Source organism: Pseudomonas akapageensis (assembly GCF_011355085.1).
Classification (GTDB): domain Bacteria; phylum Pseudomonadota; class Gammaproteobacteria; order Pseudomonadales; family Pseudomonadaceae; genus Aquipseudomonas; species Aquipseudomonas akapageensis.
Map to the genome: position 1 here is coordinate 144,649 of NZ_VXCP01000002.1, position 15,217 is coordinate 159,865.

18 protein-coding genes are annotated in these 15,217 nt (G+C 59.4%); 6 read left to right on the plus strand and 12 right to left on the minus strand.

What is annotated here, in order from left to right; all coding sequences use genetic code 11:
* The first annotated feature begins 110 nt into the window (after positions 1-110).
* Positions 111-1,328 (plus strand): argininosuccinate synthase, encoded by a 1,218-nt coding sequence (locus tag F2S13_RS02510; RefSeq protein WP_166358730.1) that lies wholly within the window; start codon positions 111-113, stop codon positions 1,326-1,328.
* Between the two features lie 88 nt (positions 1,329-1,416).
* On the opposite strand, the gene F2S13_RS29760 is transcribed toward F2S13_RS02510, so the two are convergent.
* The gene (locus tag F2S13_RS29760) at positions 1,417-2,169 is read right to left on the minus strand and encodes a hypothetical protein (RefSeq protein ID WP_425500206.1); all 753 of its coding nucleotides are present in this window, start codon (positions 2,167-2,169) and stop codon (positions 1,417-1,419) included.
* Positions 2,170-2,322: 153 nt separating this feature from the next.
* On the opposite strand from F2S13_RS29760, the gene F2S13_RS02520 reads away from it, so the two are divergent.
* Both F2S13_RS02520 and F2S13_RS02525 read left to right on the plus strand, forming a co-directional pair.
* Positions 2,323-2,523 carry a hypothetical protein gene (locus F2S13_RS02520; protein WP_166358732.1) on the plus strand — a complete coding sequence of 67 codons (201 nt, stop codon included), beginning with the start codon at positions 2,323-2,325 and terminating at the stop codon, positions 2,521-2,523.
* 317 nt (positions 2,524-2,840) lie between these two features.
* Entirely contained in the window at positions 2,841-3,467 is a 627-nt protein-coding gene (locus F2S13_RS02525) for a response regulator transcription factor (RefSeq protein ID WP_166358734.1), read from the plus strand.
* A 103-nt stretch (positions 3,468-3,570) separates the two neighbouring features.
* Here the strand turns inward: F2S13_RS02525 and F2S13_RS02530 are convergent, their stop codons facing one another.
* From F2S13_RS02530 to metG, 8 genes are all read right to left on the minus strand, one after another.
* Complete coding sequence (locus F2S13_RS02530) at positions 3,571-3,756, minus strand: PA3496 family putative envelope integrity protein (protein ID WP_166358736.1); 186 nt, start codon at positions 3,754-3,756, stop codon at positions 3,571-3,573.
* 106 nt (positions 3,757-3,862) lie between these two features.
* A complete protein-coding gene (gene nth, locus F2S13_RS02535) occupies positions 3,863-4,501 on the minus strand; it encodes an endonuclease III (RefSeq protein WP_166358738.1) in 639 nt (212 codons plus the stop codon).
* Complete coding sequence (locus F2S13_RS02540; protein WP_166358740.1) at positions 4,498-5,073, minus strand: Rnf-Nqr domain containing protein; 576 nt, start codon at positions 5,071-5,073, stop codon at positions 4,498-4,500. The genes nth and F2S13_RS02540 overlap by 4 nt, the downstream gene beginning before the upstream one ends.
* Entirely contained in the window at positions 5,066-5,689 is a 624-nt protein-coding gene (locus F2S13_RS02545) for an RnfABCDGE type electron transport complex subunit G (protein WP_166358742.1), read from the minus strand. The genes F2S13_RS02540 and F2S13_RS02545 overlap by 8 nt, the downstream gene beginning before the upstream one ends.
* A complete protein-coding gene (locus F2S13_RS02550; RefSeq protein ID WP_166358744.1) occupies positions 5,686-6,693 on the minus strand; it encodes an RnfABCDGE type electron transport complex subunit D in 1,008 nt (335 codons plus the stop codon). Before F2S13_RS02550 ends, F2S13_RS02545 begins: the two co-directional genes overlap by 4 nt.
* Positions 6,680-7,696 (minus strand): electron transport complex subunit RsxB, encoded by a 1,017-nt coding sequence (gene rsxB, locus F2S13_RS02555; protein ID WP_166358746.1) that lies wholly within the window; start codon positions 7,694-7,696, stop codon positions 6,680-6,682. Before rsxB ends, F2S13_RS02550 begins: the two co-directional genes overlap by 14 nt.
* Positions 7,693-8,274, minus strand: coding sequence for an electron transport complex protein RnfA (locus tag F2S13_RS02560; protein WP_166358748.1), 582 nt, complete (start codon positions 8,272-8,274; stop codon positions 7,693-7,695). The genes rsxB and F2S13_RS02560 overlap by 4 nt, the downstream gene beginning before the upstream one ends.
* A 99-nt stretch (positions 8,275-8,373) precedes the next feature.
* On the minus strand, positions 8,374-10,413 hold the full coding sequence (gene metG, locus F2S13_RS02565) for a methionine--tRNA ligase (protein WP_166358750.1): 2,040 nt from the start codon (positions 10,411-10,413) through the stop codon (positions 8,374-8,376).
* Between the two features lie 183 nt (positions 10,414-10,596).
* On the opposite strand from metG, the gene apbC reads away from it, so the two are divergent.
* A complete protein-coding gene (apbC, locus tag F2S13_RS02570; protein ID WP_166358752.1) occupies positions 10,597-11,691 on the plus strand; it encodes an iron-sulfur cluster carrier protein ApbC in 1,095 nt (364 codons plus the stop codon).
* Positions 11,692-11,887: 196 nt separating this feature from the next.
* On the opposite strand, the gene F2S13_RS02575 is transcribed toward apbC, so the two are convergent.
* Complete coding sequence (locus F2S13_RS02575; RefSeq protein ID WP_008365925.1) at positions 11,888-12,097, minus strand: cold-shock protein; 210 nt, start codon at positions 12,095-12,097, stop codon at positions 11,888-11,890.
* 320 nt (positions 12,098-12,417) lie between these two features.
* On the opposite strand from F2S13_RS02575, the gene dcd reads away from it, so the two are divergent.
* Entirely contained in the window at positions 12,418-12,984 is a 567-nt protein-coding gene (gene dcd, locus F2S13_RS02580; protein WP_166358754.1) for a dCTP deaminase, read from the plus strand.
* A gap of 108 nt (positions 12,985-13,092) precedes the next feature.
* The gene (locus tag F2S13_RS02585; RefSeq protein WP_166358756.1) at positions 13,093-13,302 is read left to right on the plus strand and encodes a hypothetical protein; all 210 of its coding nucleotides are present in this window, start codon (positions 13,093-13,095) and stop codon (positions 13,300-13,302) included.
* A 15-nt stretch (positions 13,303-13,317) separates the two neighbouring features.
* Here F2S13_RS02585 and F2S13_RS02590 read toward each other — a convergent pair whose 3' ends face one another.
* Complete coding sequence (locus tag F2S13_RS02590; protein WP_166358758.1) at positions 13,318-14,082, minus strand: ABC transporter ATP-binding protein; 765 nt, start codon at positions 14,080-14,082, stop codon at positions 13,318-13,320.
* 13 nt (positions 14,083-14,095) lie between these two features.
* Positions 14,096-15,211 (minus strand): succinylglutamate desuccinylase/aspartoacylase family protein, encoded by a 1,116-nt coding sequence (locus tag F2S13_RS02595; RefSeq protein ID WP_166358760.1) that lies wholly within the window; start codon positions 15,209-15,211, stop codon positions 14,096-14,098.
* Positions 15,212-15,217: the final 6 nt, after the last annotated feature.

Consider the following 15,217-nt stretch of genomic DNA (forward strand, 5'->3'; position numbering starts at 1 on the left):
CCCCCGACAATAACTGTCGCTTCATCGTCATTAGCTGTCGCCCCACTGTAATTCCATGGGCTAGAGCGGTAGAATCATCGGCTTTCCGTAGAACCCCGTGGAGTAATGGCATGGCGGACGTAAACAAGGTCGTTCTGGCGTATTCCGGCGGCCTGGACACTTCGGTGATCCTCAAGTGGCTGCAGGACACTTATAACTGTGAAGTAGTGACCTTCACCGCTGACCTGGGACAGGGCGAAGAAGTAGAGCCAGCACGTGCCAAGGCGCAAGCCATGGGCGTGAAAGAGATCTACATCGACGACCTGCGCGAAGAGTTCGTACGCGACTTCGTCTACCCGATGTTCCGCGCCAACACCGTCTACGAAGGCGAGTACCTGCTGGGTACTTCCATCGCGCGCCCGTTGATCGCCAAGCGTCTGATCGAAATCGCCAACGAAACCGGTGCCGATGCCATTTCCCATGGCGCGACCGGCAAGGGCAACGACCAGGTTCGTTTCGAACTGGGCGCCTACGCGCTCAAGCCTGGCGTCAAGGTCATTGCACCATGGCGCGAATGGGACCTGCTGTCCCGTGAAAAGCTGATGGACTACGCCGAGAAGCACGCGATTCCAATCGAGCGTCACGGCAAGAAGAAGTCCCCGTACTCGATGGACGCCAACCTGCTGCACATCTCCTATGAAGGCGGCGTGCTGGAAGACACCTGGACCGAGCACGAAGAAGACATGTGGCGTTGGACCGTCTCCCCGGAGAACGCACCTGACACCCCGCAGTACCTGGAACTGACTTACCGCAACGGCGACATCGTTGCCCTGGACGGCGTCGAGATGACCCCGGCTACCGTGCTGGCGACCCTCAACCGCATCGGTGGTGCACACGGTATCGGCCGTCTGGACATCGTCGAGAACCGTTACGTGGGCATGAAGTCCCGTGGCTGCTACGAGACCCCTGGCGGCACCATCATGCTGCGCGCCCACCGTGCGATCGAATCGATCACCCTGGACCGCGAAGTCGCTCACCTCAAGGATGAGCTGATGCCCAAGTACGCCAGCCTGATCTACACCGGCTACTGGTGGAGCCCTGAGCGTCTGATGCTGCAACAGATGATCGATGCTTCCCAGGTCAACGTGAACGGCGTCGTGCGCCTGAAGCTGTACAAGGGCAACGTCATTGTCACCGGTCGCAAGTCGGACGACTCGTTGTTCGATGCCAATATTGCAACCTTCGAAGAAGACGGCGGCGCCTACAACCAGGCCGACGCAGCGGGCTTCATCAAGCTCAATGCATTGCGTATGCGCATTGCAGCGAACAAGGGTCGCAAGCTGTTCTGATTGCACTGGCAAGTTGAAAAAGCCCTGGCTATTGGCCGGGGCTTTTTTTTTGAGCTCAATAAATATTCGAGACGCCACGCAAGCAAGCTCAGGGCGGATGACGGTTGCTGTCCGGGTTTTGTCTGATCAGCGTTGTCAGAGTCAGTGTATCGAGGTTGTATATGGCAACGGTGCAACTGGGGGCGGCTTTTTTGTTTTCAGAGCGAAGTGTATCGATAAGGAAAGCGTCGATAGAGGATTCGGTTTTAACGCTGGTCAATAATACAACCAATAAATCCACGGCTTCAGGCGGTTTGTTGTTGCCTTCAGGTGCTGCGGCCTGAAGGATGCTGGCCAGGTGTGCGTTATCTTTTAATGCTCTGCTGTCGATGATGTGCAGGACACCGAAAGATGACTTTATATGTACGCTCTGGTGGCCAGCGATATTGTCATTTTTAGGAATGAGTGGGCGGCTTCTGGATGTTGTACGCTTTGCGGCTTCTTTCTTTTTTGCAATCGCCAGGGAGGGCGGTAACTTGCCGACTTCCATAGTTTCGATCTGTGTATCGCTGTTGGCTGAAAGTTCATTTCTTTCTGGAGTTGTCACCATATCCCTTACTTTAAGAAAGTCATCTTCATTGGCGAAGTCGGACGGGGAATACAGGGATTTTGAATTAAAGTTCAGGGTGAGAAAAAACAGCACCGTCAAGAATGGCGGGAAACCTACCAGGAACCAGGTATATATACTTTGGCTGTCCTCATCGAGAAATGGAAGCGATGCCAGGGCAGAGGCTTCGATGATGCCGGCAAAAATCGCAATGATTGTAAGCGGATTTTTGGTTGAGGGTGAGGGTTGATTCATAAGCGTTGGCCTGAGTGTTCAAGGGAAGGCTCGTGCAGTGTGTGCCGCTGCAAGGAGTCGGTCTGGCTACTGTACGGGTCACCTCGCGCCGACCGAGGTGATTATTTGTCGTTCGGCATTTTCAGGATGATGGGAAGGGGCAGGTGAAATTCGATGAGTAAAAAGTATCAGCGAGCTTGTTTTTATCAAGTGGAAATGATTCGGCAGAAGCTCGGATATCGCAAAAGATCCATGTTTCAACAGGGCGCGGTGATCGCCCGTCGCCTGGATTTAGTTGTGTCCATACGTGTGCCCTGGGGCGATATTTTTTGCAATCGTCTTCGGTTGAATTCTGGTGGCGCGCTGCTAAGGTGAGTTCGCCTTGACTGAGTCGAAGGATTTATTTGGACGGTTCTGTCATGGGTTACAGAATTCTCTGATAGTGCTTTGTTTCTGTGCTGGAAATTTTTGTGATGTAATTTTTTTACGCAGGGGAGCTCTAACTACAAGGACGATCTGTCAATAAGTGGGGAACGCTACTGTTGTGAGGGTTTTTTGTAGGATGTATCTCTCTTGGATGTAGGTAGGGTCTCTGCCTGTGAATGCTTGGGGGGAGCGCAATGCAAAGAGCCGAATGACTAGGCTATTGTGCGGGCTCTAAAAATTCGAACAGCGAAGAATTGGATTTACCCATGAATAAAGTGTTGATCGTGGATGATCATCCCGTCATTCGCCTTGCAGTACGCATGCTGATGGAACGCCATGGCTATGAAGTCATTGCAGAAACGGACAATGGTGTGGATGCCTTGCAACTGGCTCGGGAGCATGTCCCGGACATTGTCATCCTCGATATCGGAATTCCCAAACTCGATGGGCTGGAGGTCATAGCGCGGCTGACATCGACCAATACGCCGATGAGGGTTCTGGTGCTGACATCGCAGGCACCAGGGCATTTTTCCATGCGTTGCATGCAGGCCGGCGCGGCCGGGTATGTCTGCAAACAACAGGACCTTACCGAGTTGCTCAGCGCTATCAAGGCTGTGCTGTCGGGTTACAGTTACTTTCCAAACCAGGCACTGCACTCGGTCCGTTCAAGCCTTGGCAATTCGACCGAAGCCGACATGGTCGAGCGATTGTCGGGGCGGGAAATGATGGTGCTGCAGCAGTTGGCCAGGGGAAAGACCAACAAGGAAATAGCCGATGGAATGTTTCTGAGCAACAAGACGGTCAGTACCTACAAGACTCGCTTGTTGCTCAAGCTCAATGCGCGGTCACTGGTCGATCTTATCGAGCTGGCCCAGCGCAATGGGCTGGTTTGAGTGTTGATGCTGCCTCAAAGCCTCCCTGGAGAGGCTTTGAGGCATGAAGTCGGGTTGTCTGTCAGGTGATGCCGAGGCCTGGCAGACAATCATTGGCTGAGGCTTAGAGATCGAAGTCGTAATCGGCCAGTTGCTTTTGCAGGCGGCGCTCTTCCAATAGATTGTCGATGGTGCGGCGCTTACTCAAGTTGGTCTTGGCTACTTCTGCGGTAGGCTCCGGATTTTCGGAATCGTCTACCGCGTCGAACTCGTTTTCTGCTACTTCCAGTTGCTCTTCGTTGGTGCTCATAAGTCAACTCCAGGCTAAGACTGCCATTGGCGCACCTTATAGCGATAATTTCTGAGCGGGTAAAAAAGATTTTTTCAATCGATTGATCAATTTTTTTAATGCTGAATCAATCGTCGGAGGTTTTGTGCTTGTATTCGCACAGGTCTTCGATGCGGCAGCTGCCACACCGCGGCTTGCGCGCCTGGCATACATAGCGTCCGTGCAGGATCAGCCAATGGTGTGCATCGAGCAAATAAGGCTTGGGCACGAACTTCATCAGTGCTTTTTCAACGTCCAGAACGGTCTTGCCCGGGGCAATGCCGGTACGGTTGCTGACGCGAAAAATATGGGTGTCGACTGCCATGGTCAGCTGGCGAAAGGCGGTGTTGAGCACCACGTTGGCAGTTTTACGGCCTACGCCTGGTAGTGCTTCAAGCGCTTCGCGGGTTTGTGGTACCTGGCTGTCATGGCGTTCGACCAGGATACGGCACGTCTCGATGACGTTTTTGGCCTTGCTGTTGAACAAGCCGATAGTCTTGATGAAATGCGACAAGCCCTCGACACCGAGGGCATGAATCGCCTCGGGCGTGTTGGCCACTGGAAACAGCTTCGCCGTTGCCTTGTTGACGCCAACGTCCGTGGCCTGGGCTGAAAGGATCACCGCAATCAGCAATTCGAAGGGGGTCGAATAGGCCAGTTCTGTCTTGGGCTCGGGGTTGTCCTCGTGAAACCTGCGAAATATTTCCAGGCGTTTTGCGGCATTCATGGGGCGAGCGTTTCCTTGCGAGTACGAGGGGAATTTGTGTCGCCGGACAGGCTCCGGTAAGCAGCGATGAGTAGTCCCAGCAGGATGAAACCTCCGGGTGCCAGGGTTGCCAGGCGCAGACCGGAACTCTCCCGGATGATGCCCACGTCAAGGCTCAAGGTGCCGCTGGCAAGCAGCTCACGGCACAGGCCTAGCATCAGCAGCAGGGCCCCGTAGGCGGCTATCGGCCGAACTGTCGCGAGCGAAGGGCTCGATTGGCAAGAAACGTTGCGCTCGAGCAGCAGGCAATTGAGACTTATCAGCGCCAGATAAAGTCCGAGCCCCTGATAGATCTCCAGCGCCCAGGCACGCAGCCCCAATTCCAGGCAACTGACGATCCCGGCGGCGAGCAGGATGCTGGCGGTGTCGAGCAATGTCGGGTGCAAGAAGCGGCGAAGGCCCAGCATGATCAGGCTGTAGAGCAGTAACACTGCCAGCATGGCCAGCGCCAGGCTGGCCGCCTGGACCAGCGTCTGGCTGGCGCCGAGCAGGAGCGCGAGGTTGAGTGATGCGAAGAGAGGCAGCCTAGTCATCTGTCTTCACTCCCGCAAACGTGCCGGCATGTTCGTCAAAGTAGCGCAGGGCTTCATGCACGGCGTTTACCACAGCCCGCGAAGTGACGGTCGCGCCGGCGATCTGATCGAACTGGCCCTGGTCCTTGCGCAGTGCCCAGGCCGCATCGGGTGTCGTCGTGCGGCCTAGGCCTGTGAACCCCTGCATCAGTGGGTTGGAGGGTTCGGCAATGCGTGCTCCGAGCCCCGGGGTTTCGTTGTGCTGTAGCACCTTGACCCCAAGCAACCGGCCATTGCTGTCGATGCCGATGAGCAGGTCCAGCGGGCCATCGTAGCCTTGGGTACGGCTTTGCAGGACAACGGCATGGGGCTTGCCGCCCAGGGTTGCCAGGTAGCCGGTGACCAGGGTGCTGGTGGCCAGTGCGGGTTCCTTGAGTTGCAGCACGGCCTCCAGTGGCTGGTTATCGTAGCTGTCGGCAGGCAGGACGGTCAGCAGCGCCCGGGCTTTCAAGGTTTGCTCGGCAGCGATGATGCGTTGCTGGCAATACTGCTGCCAGACAAGCGTCGCGCCCAGGGTCGCGCAGGCGAGCAAGGCCAGCACGATCGCTCCTTTGAGCAGCGACGGCGGTCTACTCATGGGCGGTCTTCCTGCGCAGCTGCACCCAGTCGTTCGAGGGCGGGCACTGTCAGGTTCATCAGCAGAACGGCAAGGGCGACACCGTCGGGATAATTGCCCCAGGTGCGGATGAGGTAGACCAGCAATCCGACGCCGGCACCGAACATCAGGCGGGCGCGCGGGCTTTTCGGGCCTGAAACCGGTTCGGTGGCGATGAAGAAGGCGCCAAGCATGGTCGCCCCGGACAGCAGGTGAAAGAAGGGGGAGCCATTGGAATCCGACCCCGAGCCATTCCAGCACACCAGGCTGATGACGAACAGGCTACCCAGCATGGCAGCCGGCGTGTGCCAGCTGAACACGCGCTGCTGCAGCAGAAACAGGCCGCCAAGCAGGAAAGTCAGGTTGACCCATTCAATGCCCCGACCGCCGTAATGGCCGAAGGCGGGATGGGCCTTGAACAGTTCGTCGATGGTCAGGCTCTTGTTGATGCGCAGTGCATCGAGCACCGTGGCTTGTGCCCAGGCATCGGGTTGTGCGCCAGCATGGAAACCGAACACGCGCTGCAAGCCGGTCATGAGGTCGAGGGCATGGGGCGCTGGCCATTGGGTCATCTGCACGGGAAACGACAGCAGCACCAGTACATAACCGAGCATGGCCGGGTTGAAGGGATTCTTGCCCACGCCGCCATACAGGTGTTTACCAAACCCCATGGCCGCCCCTGCGGCGATCAAGATCAGCCACCAGGATGTATAGGGCGGCAGGGCCAACGCCAGCAAGGTGGCGCTGACCAGTGCACTGCCATCGTTCAGGCCAGCCAGCACGGGGCGTTGGCGCAGCCTCAGGCACACCGCTTCAGTCATCAGGGCGCCGACTGCGGCCAGCAGCAGATTGGTCAGTGTGCCCCAGCCAAACAGCCAGAGCATCGCCAGTATCCCTGGCGCCGTAGCGAGCAGCACCAGGCCCATGGCTTTGCGCAGGCGCTCGGTTGCCGGGTCGGCGACGCCGATGGCTTCAAGGGGTGGCATAGGCGTCCACCTGGCTTTGTGCCGCGCTCAGCTTCTGCCGGGCCTCTTGCAGCATCGCGGCGGTGCTGGCCGGGTCGCGCTCGAGCTTGGCCAGTTCGGCGCGGCGCAGGGCCAGTTGAATCTTGGCGCGATTGATATCAGCCATTGAGTGGCCACCGGTGGCGGCTGCAGCGGGTTGCGCAGGTGTTTCAGCCTGAAGAGCGGCCAGTTGCGCTTCAGCCTGTTCGAGTTCGTGCACGATGTCTTGCAGGCGCGCATGTTGCTCGGCCGTCGGCGGCGAGCCGAATGCCTTGAGTGATTTGTTCAACTGCGCCCGGCTCATGGCAACGGCGATTTTTGCCTGTTTGAGTGCGGCATCGGTCGCGGCCGCCTTCTGGGCCTTGACGCGTTCGAGGGCAGCTTGAACCGGGTTTTGTGCCGGTTCTGGTGATTCGCTCGGTCGCGGGGTGCGTGCCAGTCGCTCGGCCAGTTTTTGCTGCTCTTCGCGTTGCAGGCGGGCATTGCGTTGCTCGAAGCGTTGGCGGGCGTGGTTGCGTTTCGCTGTCCTTGCTTGCTGCTCGCTGATAGTGAAGGCCAGTCCGCCGACGACGGGTATGACATCAGCGCCAGGCAATGGGCGCAGTTCGATGCAGTCCACCGGGCAGGGCGCCACGCACAGGTCGCAACCGGTGCATTCATCGACAAGGACGGTGTGCATCAGCTTGGCTGCACCGACGATCGCGTCCACCGGGCAGGCCTGGATGCATTTGGTGCAGCCGATGCATTCGGCTTCGCGGATGTAGGCGACCTGGGCCGGCGCCGGGCCACGGCTGGTGTCCAGTTCGATAACGGGCACGCGCAGCAGCTCTGCCAGGGCTGCAATCGTCTCCTGGCCGCCGGGCGGGCATTTGTTGATCGGCTCGCCGTTGGCAATGCCGGTAGCGTAGGGTTTGCATCCGGGGTGCCCGCATTTGCCGCACTGGGTCTGTGGCAAAAGAGCGTCGATGCGTTGGATCAGACTCATGATTTGAACAGTCCGTTGAAGCCCATAAAAGCCATCGCCATCAACCCTGCGCTGATCAGTTCGATCGGCAGGCCTCGGAACGGCAAGGGTACGTCATCATTGCAGGCGCGCTGGCGCAAGTCGCTGAACAGGCTCAAGACCAGCCAGAATCCCAGCCCGGCTCCCAGGCTCAGGGCTGCGGTGTAAAGCATTCCCTGGTCGGCTTCGATGCTGAGCAGGCTCACGCCGAGAATGCCGGCATTGGCGATCAGCAAGGGCTTGAGGCCGCTAAAGGGCAGGGTTGGCAGCCAGCGCGACAGCATACCCACTACAGGTGCGATCAGCAGAATGCAGAGCGGCAGCAAGACAAACAGACGCAGATAGGAAAGTCCCAGCGGTACCAGCAGGTAGTGATGAATTGCCTGGCCGGGCAGGGCGCTGACCAGCATCAGCACGGTGGTGGCGATCCCCAGGGCGCGCACTTGTGCACGGTCGGTATCGACCGGTGATTGCAGTAGCGGATCGATGCCCAGCGGCAGATGCAGGACGATATTGTTGATCAGGGCGGCGCTGATGAGCGTGAGAAAAAGTTCGGTCATGATCGTGCCGGCGTGTACGGGCTGTCAGCCATTATCCGGCAAGGACGCAGGGTTGAGAACGCCCCGGCCACGAATCGTCGCGGCCGGGTGCATATCGTCTTACTTGATGCGCTGACCTGGCTTGGCGCCGCTGTCGGGGCTCAGCAGGTAGATCTGTTCCCCGCCAGGACCGGCAGCCATGACCATGCCTTCGGACATGCCGAAACGCATTTTGCGTGGCTTGAGGTTGGCGATCATCATGGTCAGGCGACCTTCGAGCTCGGCCGGGTTCGGGTAAGCCGACTTGATGCCCGAGAACACATTGCGCTGCTCGTCACCGATATCCAGGGTCAGGCGCAGCAGCTTGTCGGCACCCTCCACGGCTTCGGCCTTGACGATCAGGGCGACGCGCAGGTCCACGGCAGCGAAGGTGTCGAACTCGATCTCGGCCGCCAGCGGTTCCTTGAGCAGCTCGCCGTTGCCGGTGGGGGCGCTGGTCTGGCTGGCGGTCAGGTCCTCTTTGGAGGCGTCGGTCATGGCTTGTACCTTGGCCGGGTCGATGCGGGTCATCAGAGCCTTGAACGGGTTCAGCTTGTGGTTGGCGAGCAGGGTCTTGTGGTCGTCCCAGTTCAGCGAAGCGACGTTCAGGAACGCCTCGGCATCGGCCGCCAGCAACGGCAGGACCGGCTTGAGGAAGATCACCAGCTGGCGGAACAGGTTCACACCCAGGGCGCACACGGCCTGGACTTCGTCCTGCTTGCCTTCCTGCTTGGCCAGTGCCCATGGCGCCTTGTCGGCGATCCAGGCGTTGGCACGGTCGGCCAGGCCCATGATTTCACGCATGGCGCGAGCGAAGTCTCGGGATTCGTAGGCGTCAGCAATGCTTGGTGCGGCGGCCAGGAAAGCTTCGGTCAGTTCCGGTGCGGCATTGCCGGCCACCAGCACGCCGTCGTTGCCCTTGTGGATGAAACCGGCGCAACGGCTGGCAATGTTGACCACCTTGCCGACCAGGTCCGAGTTGACCTTCTGCACGAAGTCTTCCAGGTTCAGGTCCAGATCGTCGACGCCACGACCCAGCTTGGCGGCGTAGTAGTAGCGCAGGTATTCCGGCGACAGGTGATCCAGGTAAGTGCGGGCCTTGATGAAGGTGCCGCGCGACTTGGACATTTTCTGGCCATTGACGGTCAGGTAGCCGTGCACGTTGATGGCGGTCGGCTTGCGGTAGCCGGCGCCTTCGAGCATGGCTGGCCAGAACAGGGCGTGGAAGTTGACGATGTCCTTGCCGATGAAATGGTACAGCTCGGCGGTGGAATCCTTGGCCCAATAGGCGTCGAAGTCCAGTTCCGGGCGGCGGGCGCAGAGGTTCTTGAAGCTGGCCATGTAACCGATCGGCGCATCCAGCCAGACATAGAAGTATTTGCCTGGCTCATCCGGGATCTCGAAGCCGAAATACGGTGCATCGCGGGAAATGTCCCACTCTTGCAGACCGGAATCCAGCCATTCGGCGATCTTGTTGGCCACGGCGTCCTGCAGGGTGCCGCTGCGGGTCCAGCCCTGCAGCATGGCCTGGAAGTCAGGCAGCTTGAAGAAGAAGTGCTGGGAGTCCTTGAGCACCGGGGTGGCGCCGGAAATCGCCGATTTCGGGTTCTTCAGTTCGGTCGGGGCGTAGGTCGCGCCGCATTTTTCGCAGTTGTCGCCGTACTGGTCCTCGGCCGCGCATTTCGGGCAGGTGCCCTTGATGAAGCGGTCGGCCAGGAACATCTGCTTTTCCGGGTCGAAGTACTGGGTGATCGAGCGCGTGGCGATATGCCCGGCTTCACGCAGCTTCAGGTAGATGTGGCTCGACAGCTCGCGGTTTTCCTCGGCATGGGTCGAGTGGAAGTTGTCGAAGTCCACCAGGAAGTCAGCGAAGTCGCCGCTGTGTTCGGCCTGGACCGCTGCGATCAGCTGCTCCGGGGTGATGCCTTCCTTTTCGGCGCGCAACATGATCGCCGAGCCGTGGGCATCATCCGCGCAGACATAGACGCACTGGTTACCGCGATGCTTCTGGAAGCGCACCCACATGTCGGTCTGGATGTACTCGAGCATGTGGCCAAGGTGAATGGAACCATTGGCATAGGGCAGGGCGCTGGTGACGAGGATCTTGCGTGGCTCGGACATGGGGCTCGGCTACTTGATGTGAAACGAAGACCCGACACTATAAAGGGACGGGAAATTTATTTCACCCCATGGGCGCCTGTGGAGGTGTTCATGGATGGATTCAATGCAGCGAAACCTGCTTTCGCAGCGTCAGAACGGTTAGGATAGCCACCTAATTTGCTCAGTCTTTTATCGGGAGTGCCCATGAGCGCCGTCAATCGCGCAACGGTGGAAGCCGTCCTTCGTCAATACACCGACCCTTATCTGAACCAGGATCCGGTCAGCGCCGGGTGTGTCCGCGCCATCGACATCCAGGGCGATCGTGTCAGTGTGCAACTGGAACTGGGTTACGCCGCCGGTCTGTTCAAGAACGGCTGGGCGCAGATACTGCAGATGGCCATCGAAGGGCTCGACGGCGTCAGCTCGGCCAAGGTCGAGGTCAACTGCGTGATCGCGGCGCACAAGGCCCAGGCGCAGATTCCGGGCATGGCCAATGTGAAGAACATTGTTGCCGTGGCATCAGGCAAGGGCGGTGTCGGCAAGTCGACCACCGCTGCCAACCTGGCCCTGGCCCTGGCGCGCGAAGGTGCCCGGGTGGGAATTCTCGACGCGGATATCTACGGTCCGAGCCAGGGGGTGATGTTCGGCATCGCCGAAGGCACCCGGCCCAAGGTCAAGGATCAGAAATGGTTCGTGCCGCTCGAGGCGCATGGCGTGGAGGTCATGTCCATGGCTTTCCTGACCGACGACAACACGCCGATGGTCTGGCGCGGCCCGATGGTTTCCGGTGCCTTGCTGCAATTGATCACCCAGACGGCCTGGAACGACCTGGACTACCTGGTCATCGACATGCCACCGGGTACCGGTGACATCCAGCTGACCCTGGCGCAGAAAGTGCCGGTGGCTGGTGCCGTGATCGTGACCACGCCCCAGGACCTGGCCCTGCTCGACGCCAAAAAGGGTGTGGAAATGTTCCGCAAGGTCAACATTCCGGTACTCGGCGTAGTCGAGAACATGGCTGTGCATATCTGCTCGAACTGCGGTCATGCCGAGCATCTGTTCGGTGAGGGCGGTGGCGAGAAGCTGGCTGCGCAATATGGCGTCGATCTGCTGGCTTCGTTGCCGTTGTCGATGCTGATTCGCGAGCAGGCCGACAGTGGCAAGCCGACGGCGATCGCCGAGCCGGAAAGCCAGATTGCCATGGTGTATCAGGAGTTGGCCCGTCAGGTGGGCGCGCGGATTGTGCTGCAGGAAGCAGCGGCGCCGGCGATGCCGAACATTACTATCAGCGACGATTGATTTCGGCTGAAGGTCTCGTTCCCACGCTCTGCGTGGGAATGCCCCCGGCGACGCTCCGCGTCGCGGACGCTGGAGCGTCTGACACTGCATTCCCACGCTCTGCGTGGGAATGAGGCACACGAGACACGAGGCTTTTCTGCGGGCACAAAAAAGCCCCGCTTTTGAGGGCGGGGCTTTTTTTACTGTTCAGTACAAGTTAGATAACTTGAACTTCTTCAGCTTGCATGCCTTTCTGGCCGCGGGTAGCGACGAAAGAAACTTGCTGGCCTTCTTTCAGGCTTTTGAAGCCGTCAGCCTGGATAGCTTTGAAGTGTACGAACAGGTCGTCACCGGATTGTGGGGTGATGAAGCCGAAGCCTTTTTCATCGTTGAACCACTTAACGGTACCGGTTTGGCGATTGGACATGGTGTATCTCCTTGGACAAAGTTAACTACGGCTCAGGAAACGCCCTGGCCGAGACTGAGTGCAAAGAGCAGGAAAATTCATGAAGATGGTTTGATCGTAATCTAACATCGGGTAGAGATTCTCAGTGACACAAGCAGCACAGTGGCGTCACCATAACCCTTTTTCCGAGACCTGCCAATGGTCTTGTTCAGGTTTCGCGCTTTTCATGACTAGCGGTGCGCGTCAGCCGATACAGGGCCATTTCATGACTTTGAACCCGGCGCCCGGCCCGGTAAGATGCGGCACAGAATTTTTCCACCTCGCTATTCAGGACACCCGCCATGAGCATCAAATCGGATAAGTGGATTCGCCGCATGGCGCAAGAGCACGGCATGATCGAGCCTTTCGTCGAGCGTCAGGTGCGCGGCGAGGGCGCGGACCGGCTGATCTCCTTCGGGGTCTCGAGCTACGGTTACGACGTGCGTTGCGCCGATGAATTCAAGGTGTTCACCAACATCAACTCGGCGACCGTCGATCCGAAAAACTTCGACGAGAAGAGCTTCGTCGACATCAAGAGCGACGTCTGCATCATCCCGCCGAACTCATTCGCCCTGGCCCGCACCGTCGAATACTTCCGCATTCCGCGCAATGTCCTGACCATCTGTCTGGGCAAGAGCACCTACGCCCGCTGCGGGATTATCGTGAATGTGACACCGCTCGAGCCTGAGTGGGAGGGACATGTCACCCTGGAATTCTCCAACACCACGACGTTGCCGGCGAAAATCTACGCCAACGAAGGCGTGGCACAGATGCTGTTCCTGGAGTCCGATGAGGAATGTGAAGTTTCCTATAAGGACCGTGGCGGCAAGTATCAGGGCCAGCGTGGCGTGACACTGCCACGCACCTGATTGAACCCTGCGAGGGAATTCCTTCGCTCACCAGGCACTCCAACGGTTGAATTGTTCCGGCTGCATGAAGCAGGTCGGACCGGATCGGACCTCGCTCAGGAGTGCCTCATGAAAATCGACCCGAAAATCACTGCCAAACTGGCGATGCTGCAGCCCAATCACGTGGGGGTGCTTGCCTGGACGCTGCTGGCTCACCCTCAGGCCGACATGGCGGGCGGCATTCCCGGTCAACCCGACCCCGATACCCCCAACGAGCAGCCCACCGAGCCTGGTGAGCCCACCCTGCCGGATGAGCCACCTCCTGCACCAGTCGCCTGACGCACGGGCGGCAGCCTATTTCAGGTTGCCGCTCAAGAACTGCCGCAAACGTTCGCTTTTCGGGTTGCCGAGCACATCGGCCGGCGCCCCTTCTTCCTCGACCAGCCCCTGATGCAAGAACAGCACCTGGCTGGACACCTGCCGGGCAAAGCTCATTTCGTGGGTGACCATGATCATGGTCCGGCCTTCCTCGGCCAGCCCCTGGATGACGCGCAGCACTTCGCCGACCAGTTCCGGGTCAAGCGCCGAAGTGGGTTCATCGAACAGCATGACTTCCGGCTCCATGGCCAGGGCGCGGGCGATGGCGACACGCTGTTGCTGGCCGCCAGAGAGAAAGGCCGGGTATTGATCGGCCACTCGGCTGGCCAGGCCAACCTTGTCCAGGTAGCGCCGGGCCCGCTCTTCGGCTTCCTGCTTGCTCACGCCCAGCACCCGGCGCGGCGCCATGCTGATGTTTTCCAGTACGCTCAGGTGGCTCCACAGGTTGAAATGCTGGAACACCATGGCCAGGCGGGTACGGATGCGCTGCAATTCATTGGCGTCGGCCACGTGCATGCCGTGGCGGTCATGAACCATCCGTACCGGCTGGCCGTCCAGGGACATGCTGCCCTCGTTGGGCTGCTCAAGGAAATTGATGCAGCGCAGGAAGGTGCTTTTGCCCGAGCCACTGGCGCCGATCAGGCTGATCACGTCGCCGGTCTTGGCCTTGAGTGAAACGCCTTTGAGCACTTTGTGCTCGCCGTAGCTTTTGTGCAGGCCTTCAATGGTCAGTTTGTACATGCGCAAGGCATCCTCAAGGCGAAAGTAGGTAGCCGGTTCGATAGGCTTCGCGGCCGGCAATATGGGCGATCACCATGCCGGCGGTGGCCATGCGTCGTAGCGAACGGGCATACAGCAAGCCTGTTTGTTCGTTGCGCACAGGGGTGACGCTGTCGCTGACCGGGTCGATGATCTCGGCGATCAGTTGCCCGGCCTGCAGGAATTCACCGGGCCTGGCGTGGAATACCAGCAAGCCGCCGATCGGCGTGGCCACAGGCTCCACACCGGCCAGGGGCGTCGCCGGGTACGGCAAGGGTGGCAATGGAGCGGGCTCACCCTCGATGGCGCCAAAGCGGACCAGGTACTTGAGAATCGCCTCGCAGTCGGCAGTCGCCAGCGGATGGGACACGTCGCCCTGGCCGCGCAATTCCACCGTGACCGAGAAGCTGCCCTGGGGAATCGGATAATGCTCGCCGAAACGCTGCTGCAATTGCCACCAGACCAGCGTGAAGCATTCGTCGAACGACTGTCCTCCCGAGTCGGTGGCCAACAGGCTGGCCTGGGCGCCCAGGTAGCGCGACAGGGGTTCGACCTGGGGCCAGGCTTCCGGCGTGGTGTAGAGGTGTTCCACGGCTTCGAAGTCGCAGTGCAGGTCGAGCACCATGTCGGCATCGCACGCCAGCCGTTGCAGGGTCAGACGCTGGGACTGCAGCGGGGTCGCAGCGGTCAGGCGCGTCAGTGCCCGGCGCAGGCTGGAACGGACCAGTTCGAGGTTGTGCTGTGGGTCGTCGGTGAGCTGGGATTCGATCTCGTCACCGACTTCATCGCTGAGGTCGAGGAAGTTGCGGTTGAAGTTTTCCCCGCTTTGCAGCTCATAGCGCCCCAGCGGGACATCCATCAGCACTTGTTCCAGGCCCACCGGGTTGGCGATGGGCACCAGGACGATTTCACTGCGCAGCAGGCCCTGGGCTTCCAGGGCGCCGAGGCGCTGCTTGAGGTGCCAGGCCACCAGCATGCCGGGCAGTTCGTCGGCATGCAGCGAAGCCTGGATGTAAATTTTGCCGGCGCCCTGCGGGCCGAAGTGAAAACTGTGGATCTGCCGGGCGATGCCAGGCACCGGGGCAAGAAGCGCATGTATCCGATGGTGCATGAAAAG